The 21,151-nt window shown below is 71.2% G+C and carries 20 protein-coding genes and 1 tRNA gene; 14 read left to right on the top strand and 7 right to left on the bottom strand.

What is annotated here, in order from left to right; all coding sequences use genetic code 11:
* Positions 1–2: 2 nt before the first annotated feature.
* On the top strand, positions 3–1,526 hold the full coding sequence (locus F6J85_RS10735; RefSeq protein WP_238706922.1) for a hypothetical protein: 1,524 nt from the start codon (positions 3–5) through the stop codon (positions 1,524–1,526).
* Between the two features lie 35 nt (positions 1,527–1,561).
* Positions 1,562–1,828, top strand: coding sequence for a DUF3039 domain-containing protein (locus F6J85_RS10730; RefSeq protein ID WP_135067488.1), 267 nt, complete (start codon positions 1,562–1,564; stop codon positions 1,826–1,828).
* Here the strand turns inward: F6J85_RS10730 and F6J85_RS10725 are convergent.
* Positions 1,819–3,162 (bottom strand): nicotinate phosphoribosyltransferase, encoded by a 1,344-nt coding sequence (locus F6J85_RS10725; protein WP_150924969.1) that lies wholly within the window; start codon positions 3,160–3,162, stop codon positions 1,819–1,821. The genes F6J85_RS10730 and F6J85_RS10725 overlap by 10 nt on opposite strands.
* Before the next feature lie 57 nt (positions 3,163–3,219).
* Between F6J85_RS10725 and murI the strand changes: the two genes are divergently transcribed.
* The 4 genes from murI to F6J85_RS10705 all read left to right on the top strand — a co-directional run bounded on the left by murI (position 3,220) and on the right by F6J85_RS10705 (position 6,446).
* Positions 3,220–4,038, top strand: a complete 819-nt coding sequence (gene murI, locus F6J85_RS10720; RefSeq protein ID WP_150924968.1) for a glutamate racemase — start codon at positions 3,220–3,222, stop codon at positions 4,036–4,038.
* 78 nt (positions 4,039–4,116) lie between these two features.
* Complete coding sequence (rph, locus tag F6J85_RS10715) at positions 4,117–4,851, top strand: ribonuclease PH (RefSeq protein ID WP_150918280.1); 735 nt, start codon at positions 4,117–4,119, stop codon at positions 4,849–4,851.
* A 3-nt stretch (positions 4,852–4,854) separates the two neighbouring features.
* Positions 4,855–5,454, top strand: coding sequence for an RdgB/HAM1 family non-canonical purine NTP pyrophosphatase (rdgB, locus tag F6J85_RS10710; RefSeq protein ID WP_150924967.1), 600 nt, complete (start codon positions 4,855–4,857; stop codon positions 5,452–5,454).
* 77 nt (positions 5,455–5,531) lie between these two features.
* Positions 5,532–6,446, top strand: a complete 915-nt coding sequence (locus F6J85_RS10705; RefSeq protein ID WP_150924966.1) for a cation diffusion facilitator family transporter — start codon at positions 5,532–5,534, stop codon at positions 6,444–6,446.
* A 3-nt stretch (positions 6,447–6,449) separates the two neighbouring features.
* Here F6J85_RS10705 and F6J85_RS10700 read toward each other — a convergent pair whose 3' ends face one another.
* On the bottom strand, positions 6,450–9,044 hold the full coding sequence (locus F6J85_RS10700; protein WP_150924965.1) for an ATP-dependent DNA ligase: 2,595 nt from the start codon (positions 9,042–9,044) through the stop codon (positions 6,450–6,452).
* 67 nt (positions 9,045–9,111) lie between these two features.
* Between F6J85_RS10700 and ku the strand changes: the two genes are divergently transcribed.
* On the top strand, positions 9,112–10,110 hold the full coding sequence (gene ku / locus F6J85_RS10695) for a non-homologous end joining protein Ku (protein WP_150924964.1): 999 nt from the start codon (positions 9,112–9,114) through the stop codon (positions 10,108–10,110).
* A 2-nt stretch (positions 10,111–10,112) separates the two neighbouring features.
* Here ku and F6J85_RS10690 read toward each other — a convergent pair whose 3' ends face one another.
* From F6J85_RS10690 to F6J85_RS10680, 3 genes are all read right to left on the bottom strand, one after another.
* Positions 10,113–10,883, bottom strand: coding sequence for a DedA family protein (locus tag F6J85_RS10690; protein ID WP_150924963.1), 771 nt, complete (start codon positions 10,881–10,883; stop codon positions 10,113–10,115).
* 52 nt (positions 10,884–10,935) lie between these two features.
* A tRNA-Leu gene (locus tag F6J85_RS10685) sits at positions 10,936–11,017 on the bottom strand.
* Between the two features lie 164 nt (positions 11,018–11,181).
* Positions 11,182–12,003, bottom strand: coding sequence for a hypothetical protein (locus F6J85_RS10680; RefSeq protein WP_150924962.1), 822 nt, complete (start codon positions 12,001–12,003; stop codon positions 11,182–11,184).
* 127 nt (positions 12,004–12,130) lie between these two features.
* Between F6J85_RS10680 and F6J85_RS10675 the strand changes: the two genes are divergently transcribed.
* Positions 12,131–12,970: a CPBP family glutamic-type intramembrane protease gene (locus F6J85_RS10675; protein WP_150924961.1), complete on the top strand. Its 840-nt coding sequence runs from the start codon at positions 12,131–12,133 to the stop codon at positions 12,968–12,970.
* Here the strand turns inward: F6J85_RS10675 and F6J85_RS10670 are convergent.
* Entirely contained in the window at positions 12,891–13,514 is a 624-nt protein-coding gene (locus tag F6J85_RS10670; RefSeq protein WP_238706921.1) for an NADPH-dependent FMN reductase, read from the bottom strand. The two genes, F6J85_RS10675 and F6J85_RS10670, sit on opposite strands and share 80 nt — an antisense overlap.
* A complete protein-coding gene (locus tag F6J85_RS10665; protein ID WP_150924960.1) occupies positions 13,511–14,155 on the bottom strand; it encodes a hypothetical protein in 645 nt (214 codons plus the stop codon). The genes F6J85_RS10670 and F6J85_RS10665 overlap by 4 nt, the downstream gene beginning before the upstream one ends.
* On the opposite strand from F6J85_RS10665, the gene F6J85_RS10660 reads away from it, so the two are divergent.
* The 6 genes from F6J85_RS10660 (at position 14,130) to F6J85_RS10635 (ending at position 21,144) form a co-directional block, all read left to right on the top strand.
* Positions 14,130–14,618 (top strand): MerR family transcriptional regulator, encoded by a 489-nt coding sequence (locus tag F6J85_RS10660; RefSeq protein ID WP_202980825.1) that lies wholly within the window; start codon positions 14,130–14,132, stop codon positions 14,616–14,618. The two genes, F6J85_RS10665 and F6J85_RS10660, sit on opposite strands and share 26 nt — an antisense overlap.
* A gap of 464 nt (positions 14,619–15,082) precedes the next feature.
* Entirely contained in the window at positions 15,083–17,515 is a 2,433-nt protein-coding gene (locus F6J85_RS10655; protein WP_191906585.1) for a helix-turn-helix transcriptional regulator, read from the top strand.
* Between the two features lie 142 nt (positions 17,516–17,657).
* Entirely contained in the window at positions 17,658–17,870 is a 213-nt protein-coding gene (locus F6J85_RS10650; protein WP_150924958.1) for a hypothetical protein, read from the top strand.
* Positions 17,871–18,200: 330 nt separating this feature from the next.
* Positions 18,201–19,361 (top strand): TadA family conjugal transfer-associated ATPase, encoded by a 1,161-nt coding sequence (locus F6J85_RS10645; RefSeq protein ID WP_150924957.1) that lies wholly within the window; start codon positions 18,201–18,203, stop codon positions 19,359–19,361.
* Positions 19,358–20,218: a type II secretion system F family protein gene (locus tag F6J85_RS10640; protein ID WP_150924956.1), complete on the top strand. Its 861-nt coding sequence runs from the start codon at positions 19,358–19,360 to the stop codon at positions 20,216–20,218. Before F6J85_RS10645 ends, F6J85_RS10640 begins: the two co-directional genes overlap by 4 nt.
* Positions 20,215–21,144, top strand: coding sequence for a type II secretion system F family protein (locus tag F6J85_RS10635; protein ID WP_150924955.1), 930 nt, complete (start codon positions 20,215–20,217; stop codon positions 21,142–21,144). Before F6J85_RS10640 ends, F6J85_RS10635 begins: the two co-directional genes overlap by 4 nt.
* The last annotated feature ends 7 nt before the right edge of the window (positions 21,145–21,151 follow it).

Here is a 21,151-nt window from a genome sequence, read left to right as displayed (position 1 = left end):
CGATGCTCGGCCCCCTGCGGGGCGAGCGCCGTGAGGTGGTCCGTCTGATCGCAGGCCTGGTCGTCCTGGCAGCGGCGACGGCCGTCGCGTGCATCGCGATCCTGAGCCTCGGCGACGCGCCCCCCGCCGAGGCGCTCGTCGTGACGGTGCTGGGTGGGTCGGCGATCACCCTCGGCTTCGCCGTCGCGCCTCTCGTCCTCGGCGCCGTCGACCCGCTCGACCCGCGGCGCTTCGCCGTGCTCGGCCTCCCCCCAGGGCCGCTGTCGGCAGGGCTGGCCGTCGCGGGTCTGATCAGCGTCCCCATCGCCGTCGTACTGGCCCTGACCGTGTGCGCGGCGGTGATGTGGCAATCCCACGGCGCATCGCCGGCCCTGGGGGCAGCATCCGTGGTGCTCTGCGTGCTCACCTGCACGCTCCTGGCCCGCGTGGGCGAGGCCGTCGCGGCGCTCGTCGTGCGCGAACGACGCTCGAGGGAGCTGACCGGGGTCTTTCTGGTCGCGGTGCTGGTGGTGATCGTGCCGGTGGGGGTGTTCCTCGCGTCCTTGGAGTGGGGCGCCGCGGTGCCCGCCGAGCTCCGGGGCGCCGCCGACGCGTTCGCGCTGACGCCCCTGGGAGCCGCGTGGGCCCTGCCGTCCGCGTCCGGCGGCATGGTCGGGACGCTGCTGGGGATCGCGGTCGCGACGGTGGTCGTTCTCGCCGCCATCTGGGTGGGGCTCGTGCACCGCATGCTCTCGCGGGTGGAACGCCCCGTCGCCGTGCGTGAGCGCGGGGGACTGGGTTGGTTCGCCGTGGCGCCGGGCACACCCGGCGGTGCCGTCGCCGCCCGCAGCCTCGTGTACTGGCTGCGCGACCGCCGCTACCTCGTCAACATCCTCGTCGTGCCCGTGGCGGCCGTGCTCACCGTCGTCCCGCTCCTGATCGCCGGTGTGCCGTTGCCGATCGCGGCGCTCGTGCCCGTGCCGATCATGGCACTGTTCTTCGGATGGCTGCCGCACAACGACGTCGCGTACGACTCCACCGCCGTGTGGATGCACCTGGCCAGCGGTATGCGCGGTCGTGCCGACCGGCTCGGCCGGCTCGTGCCGATCATGCTGATCGCGCTGCCGCTGCTGTCGGTCGCCGTCTCGGTCGCCTCCGCGCTGCACGGGCGGTGGGCGGTCCTGCCGGCCCTGGCGGGAGTGAGCGCGTCGTTGTTCCTGTCCGGCCTGGGGCTGTCGAGCATCGCCTCCGCCGCGGCTCCCTACGCCGTCTCCCACCCCGGCGACAGTCCGTTCCAGCAGCCCCAGCGCACGGATTCGCGTGGCGCCATGTCGCAGGCGCTCGTGATGATCGGCGCCATCGTGCTGAGCGCGCCGTCGCTGTGGTGGGGGTGGCTCGCCGTCACCGGCGACCTCTCCTACGCCACCGCGGCGCTGTGGGGCGGCCTCGGAACGGGGGCGCTGGTCCTCGCGGTGGGCGTCGCGATCGGAGCCGTGGTATTCGAGCGCCGGGGCGATCGCATCATGGAGTTCGCCGAGGCGTCCTGACCGACGGTGCGTGCGCGCCGCTACACTGGCACATCATGAGCACGCCACTGGACCAGCCCGATCCGGGCGGAGTCGCCACCCTCGACCGCGAGCTCGAAGAGCTCATCCGCGAAGAGAGCGTCGAGCCGGGCGACCACGAGCGGTTCTCGCACTACGTCAAGAAGGACAAGATCCTCGAGTCCGCCCTCACCGGCAAGCCGGTGCGCGCGTTGTGCGGCAAGAAGTGGACGCCGGGGCGCGACCCCGAGAAGTTCCCCGTCTGCCCGACGTGCAAGGAGATCTACGAGTCGCTTCAGACCTGACCGGCGACCTCGGCCGCCTCGGTGAAGACCGTCGGCAGGGCCGGATCGGAGCGGCTGAGCGCCAGTGCGCGCACCGGCAGCTCCTCACGCACGCGCAGGTGGTGCGCGCGGGCCGCTGCGACGCCCGCCGGGCCTTCGGCAGCGGCATCGATGTCGCCACGGACGACCAGCGGAACCTGCAGCGCGCGAGCGTCGGGGTGTGCGGCGGCATCGTCGAGCTCTTCGTAGCCGTCGGAGACGACGACGAGTTCGCTCGTGGCCACGCCGTCCTCCCGCGTGCGGAACGCGGCCTTCCGGCCGCCGCGTGAGGCCTTGTCGGTGGACGCCTTCGCCACGCCGATCCACGCGCCGGCGTCGTCCTGGCGGGCGACGAGCTTGAACACCATTCCGGCGGTCGGGCTTCCGGAGCCGGTGACCACCGACGTGCCGACACCGTAGGAATCCACCGGGGAGGCGGCCAGTGCCGCGATCGCGAACTCGTCCAGGTCGCTGGTGACCGTGATGCGGGTGCCGGTGGCGCCGAGCGAATCCAGCTGGGCACGCACGTCGGCGGCCACGGTGGGCAGGTCGCCGGAGTCGATGCGGACGCCGCCCAGGCCGGTGCCGGCCACGCGCACGGCCGTCTCCACGCCGGTGCGGATGTCGAAGGTGTCCACCAGTAGTGTCGTGTCGGTGCCCAGCGCCTCGATCTGCGAGCGGAACGCATCCTCCTCGCTGTCGTGCAGGAGCGTCCACGCGTGGGCTGCCGTTCCCATCGTGGGGATGCCCCAGCGCCGGCCGGCGGCGAGATTGCTCGTAGCGCTGAAACCGGCGATGTAGGCGGCGCGGGCCGCCGCGATCGCGGAATCCTCGCCCGCGCGACGCGAGCCCATCTCCGCGAGCGGACGGTCTCCGGCGGCCAGGCTCATGCGAGCGGCCGCCGACGCGATCGCCGAGTCGTGGTTCAGCACCGACAGGACGAGGGTCTCCAGCACGACCGCCTCGGCGAAGGTGCCCTCCACCGTCAGGATGGGCGAGCCGGGGAAGTACAGCTCGCCTTCGCGATATCCGGTCAGGTTGCCGGTGAAGCGGTAGCCGGCGAGGTAGTCGAGCGTGTCGGCATCCACGATCTTCTCGTCGCGCAGGAACCGCAGTTCGTCGTCGCCGAAGCGGAAGTCGCGCAGGAGGGTGAGGAGGCGCCCGGTTCCGGCCACCACGCCGAAGCGGCGGGCGCCGGGGAGGCGACGGCCGAACACCTCGAACACGCACCTGCGCTGCGCGGTGCCGTCGCGCAGGGCGGCGTCCAGCATCGTCAGCTCGTACCGGTCGGTGTGCAGGGCGGAGCTCGCGGTCATGCCGTCACCCTATCCACGGATCCGGCGCCCAGGCGCACGCGGGTAGGGTGGTTTCTCGTGGATGACGCGCCCATCGGGATCTTCGACTCGGGGGTCGGTGGACTCACCGTCGCACGTGCCGTCTCGGCGCAGCTGCCCCGCGAATCCATCCTCTACGTCGGCGACACGGCGCGCTCCCCGTACGGGCCGAAGCCCATCGCCGACGTGCGACGGTACTCCCTCGAGGTACTCGACTCCCTCGTCGAGCAGGGCGTGAAGATGCTCGTCATCGCGTGCAACACGGCATCGGCGGCGATGCTGCGGGATGCGCGCGAACGCTACGACGTGCCCGTGGTCGAGGTCATCGGCCCGGCCGTGCGCACGGCCATGTCGACCACGCGCAACGGCCGCATCGGCGTGATCGGCACCGAGGGCACGATCTCTTCCGGCGCCTACCAGGACATGCTCGAGGTCAATGAGCGCCTCTCGGTGTTCGCTCAGGCCTGCCCCCGCTTCGTGGAGTTCGTAGAAGCCGGCGTCACCGACTCGCCCGAGGTCCTGGACGTCGCCGAGGAGTACCTCGCGCCGTTGCGCCACGCCGGCGTGGACACGCTCGTGCTCGGCTGCACGCACTACCCGTTCCTGGAGGGCGCGATCAGCTACGTCATGGGACCGGACGTGAGCCTCGTCTCCAGCGACACCGAGACCGCGAAGGACGTGTACCGCCAGCTGGTGGGCCGCGACCTGCTCGCCGGAGCGGACGCCGTGGCATCCCACGTGTACGAGGCCACCGGCGCCTCCGTCGACGACTTCGTGCGCCTGGCCCACCGGCTGATGGGCCGCGAGGTGCGCGACGTGCAGCTCGTGCAGACCGGCGCGATCGAGATTCCGCGCTGACGCGCACCCTTCCCTCCTCTGCGGGAGATCGACCCGAACGTCCGCAGAAGAGGGAGACACCCGAATGAAAGGCATCCCATGACCGACATCACCCGCGCAGACGGCCGCGCCGTCGACCAGCTGCGTCCCATCACGATCGAGCGGAACTGGTCCAGCCACGCCGAGGGCTCGGCGCTCATCAGCTTCGGTGGCACACGCGTGCTGTGCACCGCCTCGTTCACCAACGGCGTGCCGCGCTGGCTCACCGGCAAGGGCAAGGGGTGGGTCACCGCCGAGTACGCGATGCTGCCCCGTGCCACCAACGACCGCAACGACCGCGAGAGCATCAAGGGCCGCGTCGGGGGACGCACGCACGAGATCTCACGCCTGATCGGCCGCGCCCTGCGCGCCGTCGTGGACACCAAGGCCCTCGGCGAGAACACCATCGTCCTGGACTGCGACGTGCTGCAGGCCGACGGCGGCACGCGCACCGCCGCGATCACCGGGGCGTACGTCGCGCTGGCGGATGCCATTGCGTGGGGCAAGGAGCGCAAGTTCATCGCCCAGCGCTCCGAAGTGCTGCACGACTCCGTCGCCGCCGTGTCGGTGGGCATCATCGACGGAACGCCCATGCTCGACCTCGCGTACGTCGAGGACGTGCGCGCCGAGACCGACATGAACGTCGTCGTCACCGGACGCGGCCTGTTCGTCGAGGTGCAGGGCACCGCGGAGGGTGCGCCGTTCGACAAGCGGGAGCTCGACCGCCTGCTCGAACTCGGCGTGGCCGGATGCGCCGACCTGCGTGACGCCCAGGCCGCCGCCCTGGCGGGCTGAGCCATGGCAGGGCAGGTCGTCCTCGCAACCCACAACCCGCACAAGGTCGAGGAGTTCCGTGCGATCGTCGCCGCCGTGCGCCCCGACCTCGAGGTCATCGGCTACGACGGGCCCGAGCCCGTCGAAGACGGCGTGACCTTCGCGCAGAACGCCCTCATCAAGGCCCGCGCCGCAGCAGCGCACACGGGGCTCCCGGCGCTGGCGGATGACTCGGGCCTGTGCGTGGACGTGCTCGGCGGTTCACCTGGCGTCTTCTCGGCATACTGGGCCGGGCACGCCAAGGATGCCGCGGCCAACGTGACGCTCCTGCTCGACCAGCTCTCCGACGTCGCCGACCCGCATCGCACGGCTCACTTCGTCTCCACGATCGCGCTCGTGATGCCGGGGGGCGGCGAAGACACCGTCGAGGGCCGCTGGTCCGGGCGCCTCGCCGGCGCAGCATCCGGGGAGGGCGGATTCGGGTACGACCCGATCTTCATCCCCGACGGTCAGGAGCCCGGGGCGGAGCGGACGGTGGGCGAGTGGTCGGCTGCCGAGAAGAACGCCCTGTCGCACCGGGCGCGGGCCTTCGCCGCCCTCGTGCCGCTGCTGGAGCGCATCTGACGCGAGCGAGAATCGTTACCGTTCCCGACTGGGCGAAAGCGGGGCGTGGCCGGTGCGCCGGTTCTAACCTGGGGAACATGCACGATCACGCGCCCGGGATCCGCGGGGCGAGCAATCGCCGCCTGCTGGCGATCTCGCTCGCGATCACGACGGTGGTCATGGTCGTGCAGGTCGCCGGTGCCGCCCTGTCGGGCTCGCTCGCGCTGCTCGCCGATGCGGCGCACATGTTCACCGATGCCGCAGCCCTCGTGATCGCCCTGGTGGCCAGCACGCTGGCCGCCCGGCCGGCGAACGACCGGCGCACCTTCGGTTACCGGCGCGCCGAGGTCTTCGGTGCCCTCGTCAACGGGGTCATCCTGATCGCCCTGTCGGCGTGGGTCGCGGTGGAGGCGATCCTGCGGCTCATCGAGCCGGGCGACACCGAGATCGTCGGCGGGCTGATGCTCGCCGTCGCCGTCGCGGGTCTCGTCGCCAACGCCGTCTCGATGTGGCTGCTCAGCAGCGCTCAGCGGCGCAGCATCAATGTGCGCGGCGCCTACCTCGAGGTGCTGGGAGACCTGCTCGGCTCGGCCGCCGTCATCGTCGCGGCCATCGTGATCCTGCTGACCGGATGGGCCCCGGCGGATGCGGTGGCCTCACTCCTGATCGCCGCCATGATCGTGCCGCGTGCGGTCGGGCTGCTCCGCGAGGTCGGATCGGTGCTGTGGGAGTCGACGCCTGACGGCATGCACGTGCAGGAGATCCGCGATCACATCCTCGGCACCCCCGGGGTGGTGGGAGTGCATGACGTGCATGTGTGGCAGCTCACGCGCGGCGCCCCCGTGTTCAGCGCGCACGTCGTCGTCGACGAGGAGTGTCTGCGCAGCGAAGGGTCCGGGCGCGTCCTGTCGTCGCTGCAGGGATGCCTGTCGGACCACTTCGACGTCGCGCACTCCACGTTCCAGCTGGAGCCGGCGGGGCACGTCGAGCACGACGACGCGCGCCACGCGTGAGGCTCACGACTCCCTGACGACCTCGTCCGGCGCCTTGTCGGGCCGCAGGCCCCGCCAGCGGGCGTGGCGCAGGATGCCGCCGGGGGTGAACTCGGCGAACTCCACCTCGCCGACGAGATCGGGTCGCACCCACAGTGCGTCGCTGGCGTCGGCGCGCGGCACGTCGACGAACGGGTTCTCGTCTGTGCGGCGCGGAGTCAGCTGAGCCTCCAGGTGCGCGAGGGTGGCCTCGCTGAAGCCCGACCCGACGCGGCCGGCGTAGTGCAGGCCGTCGTCGCCGGGCACGCCCAGCAGGAGGGAGCCGATCGTGCCGCTGCGCCCGCCCTTGCCGGGGCGGACGCCGCCGATGACGACCTCCTGCGTGCGCGTGAGCTTGACCTTGAGCCATTGCTCCGAGCGCTCGCCGCGCCGGTACGGCGACGCAGGGTCTTTCACGACGATTCCCTCCAGACCCAGACTGCCGCTGGCCGCGAGCGCGGCGTCGACGTCGTCGAACACCGGGGGGAGCACGAGCGGCCCGGATGCGGAGGCGGCGAACTCCTCCAGGGCGCGACGGCGTTCGCGGAGCGCTCGGGACGCCAGATCCCGCCCGCCACGGGCGAGGAGATCGAAGAGGAAGAGCTTCACCGGGGTGCGCGGTGCCTCGCGGGCGATCTCTCGGGGCTTGGCGAGGTTCATGCGGGTCTGCAGCAGCGGGAAACTCGGCCGACCCTGGCCGTCCAGGGCGACGATCTCACCGTCGATCACCGCGGAGCCGGGGCCGAGACCCAGGTCGACGGTGGTCAGCTCGGGGTACTTCGCGGTGATGTCGTTGCCGCTGCGGGCGCGCAGGTGCAGTCGCTGCCCGTCCCACACCCCGATCGCACGGATGCCGTCCCACTTCGCCTCCACCCACGCGTCACCTTCGCCGGACCAGCGCCGCGCGGCCTGGCGCGCGATCGCCGGGGTCGCCGTGGTGGCGAGCATCGGCCGCAGCCCGGCGCGCGGCGGGATCGTGGCGGCGTCGCCGCCGGGCTCCGGCGGATCGGCGTCGTCCGCACCGGTGGCGGGCGGATCGGCGGCGTCGTCGGCGGGGGCGGGCGGGGCGGGGTCGTCGGCATCGATGGGGACCACGGGCGCGGTCGGCTCGTGGGTGGGTGCCCGCGGGGCGTCGTCGGCGTCGGTGGGGACGACGGGCGCGCCGTCGGACTGCGGATGGCCCGCGGCATCCGTCTTCATCCGGTGCAGCAGCCACGTCGACTTCTCGCCGCTGCCGTCGGTGCGGATGAGGGCGAGGCGGACGCGCCCGAGCGGACCGCCCGGGCGCCCTTCGAGGGTGAAGATGACCTCGTCGTCGCGCCACTTCTCCAGCTCGTAGCGGCCCTCGTCCCAGATCGTCATGGAGCCCGCGCCGTACTGACCGGCAGGGATCGTGCCGGCGAACGTCGCGTACTCCATCGGGTGGTCTTCGGTCTGCACCGCCAGGTTGTTTCGCGCGGTCGTGGCGGGAACGCCCTTGGGGACGGCCCAGCTGGCCAGCACCCCGTCGCGCTCCAGGCGCAGGTCCCAGTGCAGGCGGGTGGCGTGGTGCTCCTGGATCACGAAGCGCGGCAGGCCCCCGGATGCCGTGGTGCCGGCGGGGTTGGCCGGCACCGGCTCGGGCGTGGCGCCGGCGGTGCGCTTGGCGATGTACTGACCCAGGGGACCCTCCTCCGCGGCGCGCGCGCCGGCGGTGAATCCCAGTGCGGCCATCGGGTCGCCGGAGGCCTCCGCCCGCTCCAGCACCTCGGAGAACAGGAGGTGGCGCAGCTCCGGGTCGTCGAGCTCGTCCCACGTGCGGGGCGCGGCGACGGTGGGGTGGGCGCGCCCGCGCAGCGAGAACGGCGCGATCGTGGTCTTGGCGCCGTTGTTCTGACTCCAGTCGATGAAGACCTTCCCCGGGCGGGCGGACTTGGCCATCTGGCTGACGACGAGGTCGGGGGAGTCCGCCTCGATCGCGCGGGCCAGCTCCTTCGCGAACGCCGTGATCGCGTCGCTCGACTGCTCACCGGGCAGCGGCGCGTACAGGTGGATGCCCTTGCTGCCGCTGGTGACCGGGTAGGGCTCCATGCCCATGTCGGTGAGGATGGCGCGCGCCTGGCGGGCCACCTCCGCGCACTCGGCGAGCCCGACGCCGGGCCCGGGGTCGAGGTCGAGCACGAGCCGGTCGGGATTGCCGCGCTCCCCGTCGGGGGTGAACCGCCACTGCGGCACGTGCAGTTCGAGGCTCGCCACCTGGGCGAGGTAGACGAGGGTGGGCACGTCCCCCACGAGCGGATAGTCCTTGGGGCCGGAGGAGTGCGGGATCGCTCGGCGCTGCACCCACGACGGTGCACCGGCTTCCAGATCCTTCGCGAAGAACGACATGCCCGGGTCATCCTCCGTGCCCACGCCGTCGGGCCAGCGCTTGCGCGTGACCGGGCGCCCCGTCACGTGCGGGATGAGTACGGGGGCGATGCGGGTGTAGTACGCGATGACCTCGCCCTTTGTGGTGCCGGTCTCGGGGTAGAGCACCTTGTCGAGGTTCGTGATGCGCAGTCGCCGCCCTTCGATGCGCACCGTCTGTTCACCCGCGGCCATGGCACCACCGTAGCGGCGCGGACGCAAGGGGTTTCGGGGATTGCTGTGACAGGTGTTCACTGGTGGGATGAGGGCGATCTGGAAAGGTGCGCTGACCTTCGGGCTCGTGAACGTGCCGGTCAAGGTGTACTCCGCGACCGAGGACCACGACATGCCGCTGCATCAGGTGCACAACAAAGACGGTGGCCGCATCCGCTACCAGCGCATCTGCGAGGTGGACGGCGAGGTCGTGCCGTACTCCGACATCGACCGGGCCTACGACGACGGTGAGCGCACGGTCGTCCTGACCAAGGAGGATCTGGACTCCCTGCCCTCCGAGCGCAGCCGCGAGATCGACGTGGTGGAGTTCGTGCCCAGCGACCAGGTCGACCTGCTCACCCTGGATCGCGCGTACTACCTCGAGCCCGACTCCGCCTCGCCCAAGGCGTACGTGCTGCTGCGCCGCACGCTGGAGGACACCGACCGCACCGCGATCGTCCGGTTCTCGCTGCGGCAGAAGACGCGGCTGGCCGCCCTGCGCGTGCGCGGCGACGTGCTCGTGCTGCAGACCCTTCTGTGGGCCGACGAGGTGCGCGAAGCATCCTTCCCGGCGCTGGATGAGTCGGTGCGGATCTCGGCAAAGGAACTGGAGATGTCGGCGGCACTCGTCGACAGCTTCGCGAAGGACTTCGACCCGGAGGAGTTCACCGACGAGTACCAGGCGGAGCTGCGCACCCTCATCGACGCCAAGCTGGAGCAGGGCGACGCGCTGGACACCGCAGCCACCTTCGGGGAAGCCGAGGAAGAGGACTCCGGCGGCGAGGTCATCGACCTCATGGAGGCCCTGCGTGCGAGCGTGGAGCGCAGTCGCGCCGCGCGGGACGGCAAGGGGGGCTCGGCTGCCAAGAAGCCGGGGTCCGCCGCATCCGACTCGTCGAAGTCGGGAACGTCGGGGAAGTCGTCCAGCGCCAAGAGCAAGCCCGCATCGAAGTCTTCGACGTCCACGAGCACGGCGTCGAAGAGCTCTGCGTCCAAGAGCCCGGCGTCCAAGACGCCCGCGAAGAAGAAGGCCGCGAAGGCCTCCTGAGCTCAGCCCTTCGGGGCGTCGGGGGAGTGCGGCTGCTCGAACGTGTCGGCGTCGAGGGTGAGCGACCGCGCCTCGGCGGCATCCGTCTCGGGGTCGCCGCCGTGCGGGGCCCGCTTGGCGGCGGCGCGCTCGCGGAAGTAGTGGAACGCGACGAACCCGATCGTGCCGGCGACGGCGACGAGCAGGATCACGTCGATGTACTCGGCCACGAAGTCGCCGACGCCCGGGATGAGGCCGATGCCGTACCCGAGCACCGTCAATCCGAAGCCCCAGATGAGCGCGCCGACGAGGTTGTAGAGGGTGTACTTCCACTTGTTCATGTGGCCCACCCCGGCCGCGATCGGGGCGAAGGTGCGCACGATCGGGACGAAGCGGGCGAGGATGACGGTGAGCCCGCCGAACCGCTCGAAGAACGCATTGGTGCGCTCGACGTTCTTCACGCTGAACAGGCCCGATTCCTTGCGCTCGAAGATCGCGGGGCCGGCCTTGTGGCCGATGAGGTATCCGACCTCGCCGCCGACGAAGGCGGCCAGGCCGATCAGGAGCCCCACGACCCACACGTTGATGCCGAAGACGCCGTGAGGGGCGATGGCCGACGGGTGCGAGAGCAGGCCGGCCATGATCAGCAGCGTGTCGCCGGGAAGGAGGAACCCGACCAGGAGCCCCGTCTCGGCGAAGATGATGAGGCACACCACCAGCAGTGCCCAGGGCCCGGCGGCCGTGATGATCGTCTCGGGGTCGAGCCAGGGGATGAGCGCGGCGTGCGTGATCACGGATTGTCCCGTCGTTTCGGTCGGCGGAGAGGGCGGGTACAGAGCGTCCCCGTGCGGAAGGTGGGACTTGAACCCACATGCCCGGAGGCACAGGAACCTAAATCCTGCGTGTCTGCCAATTCCACCACTCCCGCGAGTGGCTTCAGTCTAGGCGAGCGCTGTGACACCGACAGGGGGATAACCCGACCGTCGGACGGGGGAGCGACGCTGCTGCGTCTCTCTTCCCGCGTGCCGCCGCAAGCCGCTCCGTGCACCCGGCCGGCCGGCCTGACGAGACCGTGGAGATGCGGCTCCGGCCTCAACAGCCGAGTCGGCTGGGCGCCACGCGGCAATACGCGTCGAGCAGCGAACGTGCAGCGGCGGGGCGAGGAACCTCGTCGAGTTCGGAGGATGCCCTGATGAGGTCGTCGGCTGTCGTGAGTACGGCGCGTCGTGCGGGGGGTTTTCCCGTGATCCTCCTGGCCTCGGATGCCAGCTCGCCGCAACTCTTCGCTGTGTCGGGCGCTGCATAGGCGGCTTCGATCACCTCCTCGATCGTGATCTGTTCCAGGGCGGCCGTCTCGACGAACTCCACCGCGCCTTGCGCGCACTTCCACGCGGCGTTCCACTTCGGGGTCGCCTGGGACGTGAAGAGATCGACGAATTCGATGAGCGGAGCGCCGATCGCGCTGAAAGCCAGCCACTGGCGCGTCAGCGCAGGGTCGATGCTCAGGGTGAATCTGCTCCGGTCGAGCGAGACTGTTTCACCCGGGAGGACGAACGCGGGGGCGTACTGACCCGCGTCGCGGTACGCCAGGCTCACCTGCATCCGCATCGCCCTCATGAGAGCTGTCGACCCGGTGGGGGCCGCCACAGCACCGACGACCCACACGGCTCCGGAGTCGTTCGTGAGCTGACTGAACCGGGTCGCCACACACCACCGGAGCTCGCCCAGGTATTGGTCCGACCCTGGATCGTCGGCGTCGAGCGTCCCTCGTTGCGACGACTCGGAGGTGTTCGTCGCGCGGTAGTACACCGTGGGGCAGTCCGCTGTGGCCCCGTGTGCCGGCGGTGAATGCACCGCGCCGCCGACGACGGCGACAGCTGCGATGGCGATGGCTGCGAGAGCACGGAGACGCATGGAGCACCTACCCATCGGCCGAGCCCCAGCGCTCGGCCTGCGTGAGCACGGTACACCCGCCGCGACCACGGTGTCAGGGCTGCGCTCGGGCTTCCCACGCGACACCGCCGGTTCTACGCTCGGGGCCGTGCGACTCATCCGGCGCTCTGCCAACCGCCCGACCCGGCCGGTACGGCGCGAGGTCGCCGACATCGGATGGTTCCTGGCGATCCTCTTCGCCACCAGCGCGGTGTTCTACGTGGTGGGTCCGCTGATCGGCAGTCTGTCGTCGGTGACACGGGCGAATGTGCCGGCGGCGGCGCTCATGTTCGTCTGCCCGGCGATCGCGGCGGTCGTCGTGGCAGCGCGGACGCGGTCTCTGCGGCAGCTGGGCGCCCGGCTGACGGCTCGGCCGCGCGGTGTGTTCACCGGCGTGGTCGCGCTGGTGACGATGCCGGTCGTGCTGGTCGTCTCAGCCGTCGTCACGCGGCACGGGGACGGGTTCGAGGCGCCGGGAACCGCGGCGCTCGGGCTGGCCGGGGTGTTCCTGGTCAGCGCGTTCGCCGAGCAGGTCGGCTGGACCGCGTTCCTGCTCCCTCGCCTGCTCGCGATCACCGGCGAGCTGCGCTGCGGCCTGTTCATCGGGGTGGTGTGGGCGGTGTGGCACGTCATCCCCTTGGTGCAGGCCGGACACGCGGCATCCTGGATCGTCGGTCAGTGCGTGTTCACGGTGGTCCTGATGCTTCTCCTGGTGCGGCTGACCGTGGCCGGCGGATCGGTGTGGTGGGCGGTCATCTGCCAGGCCTCATCCAACCTCGCGTGGGCGCTGTCGCCGGCCGCCGGCAGCGGGTACGACCCGTGGGTCACCGCGGCGCTCACCGCGGCGGTGGTGGCCGTTCTTTACGGCCTCACGCTGCGCTCGTCGAAGCGCGGTGACGGCGGAGAGGCTGCAGCGCCCTCGCCCATGCCCCGAGCTCGTCGAGCATGACGTCGAGCTCCGCCTCGTACCGACCCGTCGCGTGGACACCCTCACGCGTGATGTCGGTGAGATCGATGGCGAGGCTCGTACTGACGTCGGCGAGGTGGAGCTCACCGCAGATGAGCCGGAGGTGCTCGACCGCGCGCACGCCGCCGACGACCCCGTACCCGATGAACCCTGCCGCTTTGTCGTTCCACTCGGAGTAGAGGTGGTCGATGGCGTCCTTGAGCGCGGCGGGGATGGAGCGGTTGTACTCCGGGGTGACGAACACGAACGCGTCGAAGCCGGCGATCAGGTGCGACCAGCGCTGCGTGTGCTCGTCGCGGTACCGGCCGAAGCTGGGCGGGGTCTCCGCATCGAAGCGCGGCAGACCGATCGAGGCGAGATCGACGAGGACGTAATCGGCGTCGCGCCTGCTCTGGGCGTGATCCACAGCCCACCGGCCGACCGAATCACCCTTCCGGCCGCGCCGGATGCTGCCGACGATGACCGCGATGCGCGGCCGTGCAGCCGCGTCATCCGGGCGGCGCTCCGCCGTGCCGGCGGCGCTCACGGCTCGACTCCGACCGCGCCGACGAAGGCGTAGCGGCGACCGGTGGGCGGTTCGGGCGCGCCCTCCTGCCGTCCGGAGATCGTCTGGGCGCCCGACACCGCCCGGTGGGCGTCCTCGGTGGTCCACTCGGCGAGGGCCAGCGCGGGTGAGCCGTCATCGGTGGCATAGAAGGTCGCCGCCACGAGTCCGTCGGCGGCGGCTGTGAGGGCGGCGATCTCGGCGTCGATCCAGATCCTCTGTTCCGCCCGCTCCGCCGGGGGGACGGGTTGCCGGGTGATGACGATGCATCCGGGCTCCTGGTCGATGGCGGGGCCTGTCACGACGCGATGCGGCAGCGCCGTCACGCGCCAGAGCCGCTCGATTCCGGGCACGAGCGCATCGACCGTGCCGCGGGGACTCCGGGTGTCGGCGAGGTAGACATCGCGGGTGGCCGGGTCGGTCCACTGCGCGAGGACCAGGAGCGTGTCGTCGTCGAGGGCGCGGAGAACGGAGAACCTCACCATCCCGGGCGCTGCCGGCATGGTGGCGAGTGCCGCTTCGGCGGCGTCGGACTGATGCTGTCGGTCTCGAAGTCTCCAGCAGCTGATGAACGCGGCGGTGGCGCGGGGATCCCGCATGTTCGGGGCGGCGAATCTCTTCATGCCTCGGTACGCTAAGACTTCAACATTGGTTGAAGTCAAGGCGGTGACCGACATGTCCGGCATTCAGGGCGTGGAAGACGGCATGACGGTGGGACAGGTCGCGGCCGCGACGGGTGTCGCGGCGTCGGCGGTGCGGTTCTACGAGGCGCACGGCTTGATCGCCGGCCGCCGGACGCACGGCAACCAGCGCAGGTTCGACGCCGATGCCCCGTGCCGGGTGAGGATGATCCGCGTGTGTCAGCGGGTCGGGCTCTCGGTCGCCGAGATCCGCGATCTGCTCACGACCCTTCCCACCTCTGGCCGCGCCGAGGTGTCCGATTGGGCGGATCTCGGCGAGCGGATCGAGCGCGAGGTGCACGAACGGATCCGCGACCTCCGCGACGCCTTGGCCGATCTCACCTCGGGCACCATGCTGTGTGAGCTTCCCGGCGTCGCCGACACGCCCACACGCGTCTCCGCCTGAACCGGCCGAGCCTCCCGCGCGGAGCTCTCCAGCTGTGGAGAGCTTCCGCGGGTCCGCCGGGGTTGCGAGCATGCCCGCGTGAGCCTCGCTTACGCGTCCCCCGGTTCGGTCACTGCCGTGGTCACCTGAGGATGAGCCGTCACCAGCCCAGGCGAGATGCCTCCTCGATGTACTTCCGGCGTGCCGCCGAGGACCCTTTGTGCGTCGCAGCAATACTCGGTCCACGCGGCGAAGCTGTTTCTTGCCTTTCTTGATCAATCGCTTGGTGACATCCATCCGAGCCTTCCAATTCCCTGCGCCGTCGCGGTCGAGTGGCGTGGTCACGATCAGGGAGGCTGCGGCGCGGCGGGCACTTCTGCGCACAGGCGTCATCTTGCCGATGCCCACGTGCCCCATCGTGTTGGATGAGGGTCATGTCTGCACCGGTTCGGCCCACCGCGTCGCCTGAGGAAGGACGCGCCGGCGTGAGCGTGCCGACTTTCGTCGAGCGAGAGCAGGAGCTCGAGACCCTGCTCGCGGCCATGCATGGGCGGGATGACCGCTCTGTGTTCTTCGTCGATGGCCCGCTCGGGGCCGGCAAGTCCGCCCTTGTGCGCCGGGCGGTCGGCGTGCTGCGCCGCCAGGCCGAGGATGACCGAACACAGCCACGCGACGTCCGCTGGATCAGCGCGGGACATCCGCGATCCTGCGAACGGCACGGACGGGCGGACTTCGGGGTGCTGAGTCCGGGGGCCGTTCTCGTGGTGGACGACGTGCAGTGGGCCGATGACGATCTTCTCGACACCATCGAGCGCCTTTTGATCGCAGCGACCCCGAGCCCGCTCACGGTCATCCTCGTCCATCGCCCGACCGGTGTTCCGTTGCGGCTGCTCGAGGCGGCACGTCGGTCGGGTGCGCGTCTGGACCGACTCGCCCTGCGGCCCCTGTCCGGTGAAGGCATCGAGTCGCTTCTCGTCGATGTATCGGCGGAGGGTCGTCGCATGATCGCGGCGCACGCCGACGGCAACCCCTTGTTCGCAACGCTGCTGACTCAGGTGTGGCGCAGCGCCCCAGAGGCCAACGCCTTTCGATCTTCTCTCAAGGGCGTTCGGCTCGGCGAGCTGCCCTCAGCCCACGGAGCGCTACGCACCGACATCGAGCGGCTTACGCCGACGCAGCGGATCGTGCTTGGCGCCGTTGCGATGAGCGGGTCGTCTCGTGTTCCAACCGTGCAACGACTCGTCGGACTCGATGCGCAGGTCGTGCGGGCGGCCGAGGCCGAACTGAGGGGCATGGCGATCCTGTCGACACGCAACGACGGCGAAGTGGTCATCGCTCATCCGATTCTTCGGGCCGCGGTGTATCGCAACCTGACGCTCGGCGAACGTCGCCGTATGCACCGCATCCTGATGGAGGATCCGCTCGGCACCGACCCGTTTGCACGCGCGGAGCACTTGTCGATGATCGGCGACGAGCTCTCCGCCGCGGAGGTGGTGGAACTGCGCGAACTCGCGCACGAGCGGCTCATCGACGACCCCGAAGACGCCGTCCGCTGGACGGGGGCGACCCTGCACGTCGTGGACGAACGGCGAGATCTCATCCGGGTGCGTGCGCTCGCCGCAGTCGGTCGCCCCGAAGCGGCGATGCGCGCCCTCGGGTCCTCCCGTGACGATGATGGTCCCGCGCGGCGCCGGGAACGGCTGCGCCTCACTCAGCGACCCGAAGGTGACGTCGACCGCGGGCGGGAATACCTCTGCGTACGGACGGAGTGCGCCGACGCCCTGCTCGCCCGTGACGACTGGTCGGATGCCGCACGCGTCCTTCAGCTGGGGGCAGATGCGAGAGACCGGATTGCGGAGTTGGCGCTGCGCGCGCTCGAAACCACCGAGTTCGCCCATACTGCCGATGCGGTGAAGGCTCTCGCCCGCGCGACGACGGCGCTCGCATCGTGTGACGATCCCGATCTGCTACCCGCGCTGGTGTGGGCGGGAGCCGCAGCCGTGCAGCTTGAGCGATGGGGCGACGCGAACGATCTCTTGGAGAGGGGGGCGCTCGCCGCGCGAGCCGACGGAGATCTCAAGCGTTACGCGATCCTGCAAGCGCTGCTGTCGTACGTGCACGCGGTTCGTGGTGCGGGCGAGTCCGCTTACCGGATGGCGCGGACCGCGCATGAGATCGCCTCCACCGCTCGCGACACCGACACGCTGCGCCTGACTGCCGTCGCGTGTGTGCTCGCGGACGACGTGCGCGGGGGAGCACGGTCGGCGGAGCCGTCACTCGTGCTCCATGCTCCCGCGCCCATGACGGGCTGGATCGCCCGGCTGTCCGCCCCGACGGCGATCTCGCTCGGCGCGCGACGGGGCCGGCCCGCCGCCGACGCGCCCAGTCCTGCGTGGCGAGGAGTGGGGCTGGCGCTTCGCTACTCCGCAACGGCCGAAGCGCGCGCGGCCGAAGGCGACGCGGAAGCTGCGACGCGACTCCTCGACGCAGCATTTTCCGCGCACGAGCGCACGGGCGGGTCCATCGCATCAGGGTGGCTCGGCCTGTCAGCCGCGCGTACCCACCTGATGCTCGGCGACTTCGCACGCGCCGCTGAACGAATGCGACGCGCGCGACACGACTTCGAAGCCGCCGGGATGCCGGGAGCCCGCGTCATCGCCGAGCGAGCCGAGCGAGTCATTTCGGATCGCGCGGCGGCCAGTGCGCTCACAGTGCTCACCAGCCGAGAGACGCAGGTCGCGCGGCTCGTGGCCGATGGGCGGGCCAACAAAGAGATCGCGGCGGTGCTCGGCATCAGCGTGCGAACAGTCGAGGAGCACGTCGCGCGTATCCGCGCGAAGCTCGGCGCCCCCTCCCGAGCCGCCATCGGTGGTGTGCTCAGCCGGCTGGATCCGCGCAACGCCCTCCGGGCGCGGTGAGTCGTGCGTGCCTGTCGAGGCGCCACGCGGCAGGGAGCGGGCCACCCCGGAAACCACGGGTGCAACGCCCGAGTCCGACTTCCTAGTGTCGAGGAGAGATAGTGCGCGCAGCCGGCTCGCGCTGGGGATCATAGGAGGAATCATGTCTGTTTCGCTTCGCCGACTGGCCATCAAGACGGCGGCAGCCGTCGGGCTCGCTGGTGCTTTGACCTTGGGGGGCGCGACGATGGCATCCGCTTCCGAGGGTGAGCTCATCGTCGTCGACACGGGCACGCAATGCGTCGTCTTCTGGCAGACCGCCGATGGCGCCATCACCCACTGGTGGAACACCGACAACACCTGGATCGCTCTGTGACGTCACACCCGTAGTCGCGCGAGAAGCTCGTCGATGGCGGTTCCGACGTTCGTCTCCACGTCGCCGTTCGCCGTGGAACCCTCGCACGACCCGACCGCCCTGTTCGTCGTGTCGGCCCTGTCGCTCGCGGCGACATCGCCGTCGCGGCCTACCAGGTGTACACGGAGAAGGACCGACTGGTCACGGTCTGACCGCTGAGCCCGGCGCTCCGGGCGAGCAGCGGACACCACGCGCCGTGGTCGAGCCTGAACGGCTCGGCCACGGCGTTTCCGCATCTGCGGGGTGTGGACAACTTCCGCGAGCCGTCGGGGGGTTTGCGAGGATGCCCGCGTGAGCCTGGCTTACGCTTCCCCCGTTCCCGCGGCCGCCGCGGTGGCCGAGCGTGTGCGTGAGCGGCTCCGCGCCGAGCAGGCCGATCCCACGCGCGACCCGGAGCTGGCGGCCCGCATCACCGCGGACGAGGTGCGACGGCACAACGACTACGCCCTGGCCCGGGGCCTCGAGCCCGTGGACGACGAAGCGGGGTGCGTGCGCGACGTGCTCGCGCAGCTGTCCGGGTTCGGCCCGCTGCAGCCCTACCTGGACGATCCGACGATCGAGGAGGTGTGGCTGAACGCGCCCGACCGGGTGTTCATCGCGCGCGGCGGATGCGCCGAACGGGTCCCGCTGACCCTCACCGACGCGATCGTCCGGGATCTCGTCGAACGGATGCTGCACACCACCGGGCGGCGGGTCGACCTCAGTCAGCCGTTCGTGGACGCGTCGCTTCCCGACGGATCACGCCTGCACGTGGCGATCCCCGACATCACCCGCCGGCACTGGGCCGTGAACATCCGCAAGTTCTCGCCCGCCTACCGCGACCTCGCCCACCTCGTCACCGCCGGATCGCTCAGCCGGGCCACCGCCGAGATGCTGGCCGAGGCGATGCGCGCGGGGCGCAGCATCCTCGTCTCCGGCGCCACGCACGCGGGGAAGACCACACTTCTGGGCGCACTCGTCGCCGCAGCCGCTCCCGCCCAGCGCATCGTCACGGTGGAGGAGACCTTCGAACTCGGGGTCGAGGCCCCGGATCTCGTGGCGATGCAGGGTCGGCAGCCGAGTCTGGAAGGCACGGGCGAAGTGACCCTACGGCGCCTGGTGAAGGAGGCGCTGCGGATGCGGCCCGACCGGCTGGTGGTGGGCGAGGTGCGGGATGCCGAGGCGCTGGACCTCGTACTCGCGCTGAACACCGGCGTCCCGTGCGCCGCGACGATCCACGCCAACTCCGCTCCGGAGGCGCTCGTGAAGCTCGCCGCGCTGCCGCTGCTGGCGGGGCGGAACATCGATGCGACGTTCGTGACGGCAGCCGTCGCGCGCTCGGTCGACCTCGTCGTGCACTGCGAACGCGACGCGACCGGCATGCGGCGGGTCGCGGAGATCGTGGAGCCCACCGGGCGGATCCTCGGCGATGCGCCGGAGGTGCGCCGCGTCGTTCCGGGGAGCAGGCGATGACCCTCCTGCTGGGCGCGCTGCTCGCCGGGGGAGTCCTGCTGATGGCCTCCCCGTGGCTGTGGCCGCCCGCGCGGCACCCGACGGAGAAGCCCGTCTCGGCGGGAGCGGTGTCGCGACTCCTCGAATCCGCCGGCTTCGGCGGCGTCCGGCCGCGCGTCGTGCTGATCCTGGCGGCCGCGTGCGCGCTCATCGCCGCAGCGGCCGCGTGGCTGGTCACCTCGGTGCCCGCCTTCGCCGCCGTGGTGGCCGCTGCCGGCGCTGCGGCGCCGTTCGTGTGGCTGCGCGCGCGGCGGGTGCGCCTGCTCCGGTCGCGGCGCACCCTGTGGCCCGATGTGTGCGATCTGCTCATCGCGTCGGTGCGCGCGGGGATGTCGCTGCCCGACGCGGTCTCCAGCCTCGCCACGGCCGGACCGCCGCCGCTGCGCTCAGCGTTCGCGGCGTTCGCGGTGGACGTGCACGCCTCGGGCCACTTCGACTCCAGCATCCGGCGTCTGAAGACGGCCCTCGCCGACCCGGTCGCCGACCGCATCATCGAGACCCTGCGGATGGCGCGGCAGGTCGGCGGCACCGAGCTGCCTACGGTGCTGCGGGCGCTGGCGACCTCGGTGCGGGCCGACGCGCTGCTGCGGGGAGAGGTCGAGGCGCGCCAATCGTGGATCCGGGGTGCTGCCGTGCTCGGGGTGGTCGCGCCGTGGGTGATCCTCGTCCTCCTGGCGCTGCGGCCCGAGGGCGCCGAGGCGTACGCGAGCCCCGAGGGCGTCGGCCTCATCCTCGCCGGCGGCCTCGTCTCGGTGGTCGCGTTCCGGCTGATGCTGCGGATCGGGCGCCTTCCCGAGCCCCGGAGGTGGTTCGGATGAGCCCGGGCCTGCTCACCGAACCGGCGCTCGCGGTCATCCTGGGCACGACGCTCGGCGTCGGCGTGTGCCTCCTGGTCTCGCTTGCGCCGCGGGTCAGCGCACCCAGTCTTGTCCGGCGGGTGGCCCCGTACCTCCGGGATGTGACCGACCCGCTCGGACTCGGGCCGGCGCTCTCGCCCGTGCCGACGCTCCGTGAGGCCGTCCGGAGCACCTTCGCGCGTGTGGCGGGGGCGGTCGGCGGCTCGGAGTCGCTCGACCGGCGACTGAGCCAGGCGGGATGGCGGCTGGATGCGGCGGCCTTCCGGGCCCGTCAGCTCGCGTGGGCGCTCGCCGGACTCGCGGCGGGAGGACTTCTCATCGTCGCCGCAGCTCTCGCCGGTCGCTTCACGCCGCCGGCCGTGATCGTGGCGCCCGTGCTCGCCGGCACCGCGGTCGTGCTGTGCGATGCGCGCCTCACCTGGGCGGCGCGCGGCCGCACGCGGCGGATCGAGGAGGAGCTGCCCACGGTGCTCGACTTCCTCGCGCTGTGCCTCTCGGCGGGGGAGGGGATCCTCGACTCGCTGCGGCGTGTGGGCGAGATCGGGTCGGGCGAGCTCACCGGAGAGATCCGTCGCGCCCTGCTGGCCGTGGGTACGGGCGAACCCCTTCCCGACGCGCTCACCGCGCTGGGCCGACGGCTGGAGGTGCCGGCGCTGTCCCGGGCACTCGATCAGGTGGTGGCCGCCCTCGAGCGGGGCGCACCGCTCGCGCATGTGCTGCAGGCGCAGGCCACCGACGCGCGGGAAGGCGCCAAGCGCGCGCTGATCGAGCAGGCGGGACGGAAGGAGATTTTGATGCTCATCCCGCTGGTTTTTCTGATCCTGCCCCTGAGCGTGCTCTACGCCGTCTTTCCGGGGATCTTTCTGCTTCGACTGGGAATCGGCTGACGCCGGA

The organism is Microbacterium lushaniae (assembly GCF_008727775.1).
Lineage (GTDB): Bacteria > Actinomycetota > Actinomycetes > Actinomycetales > Microbacteriaceae > Microbacterium > Microbacterium lushaniae.
Note: the sequence above shows the minus strand (reverse complement) of the source record. Positions and strands in the feature narration are given on the sequence as shown.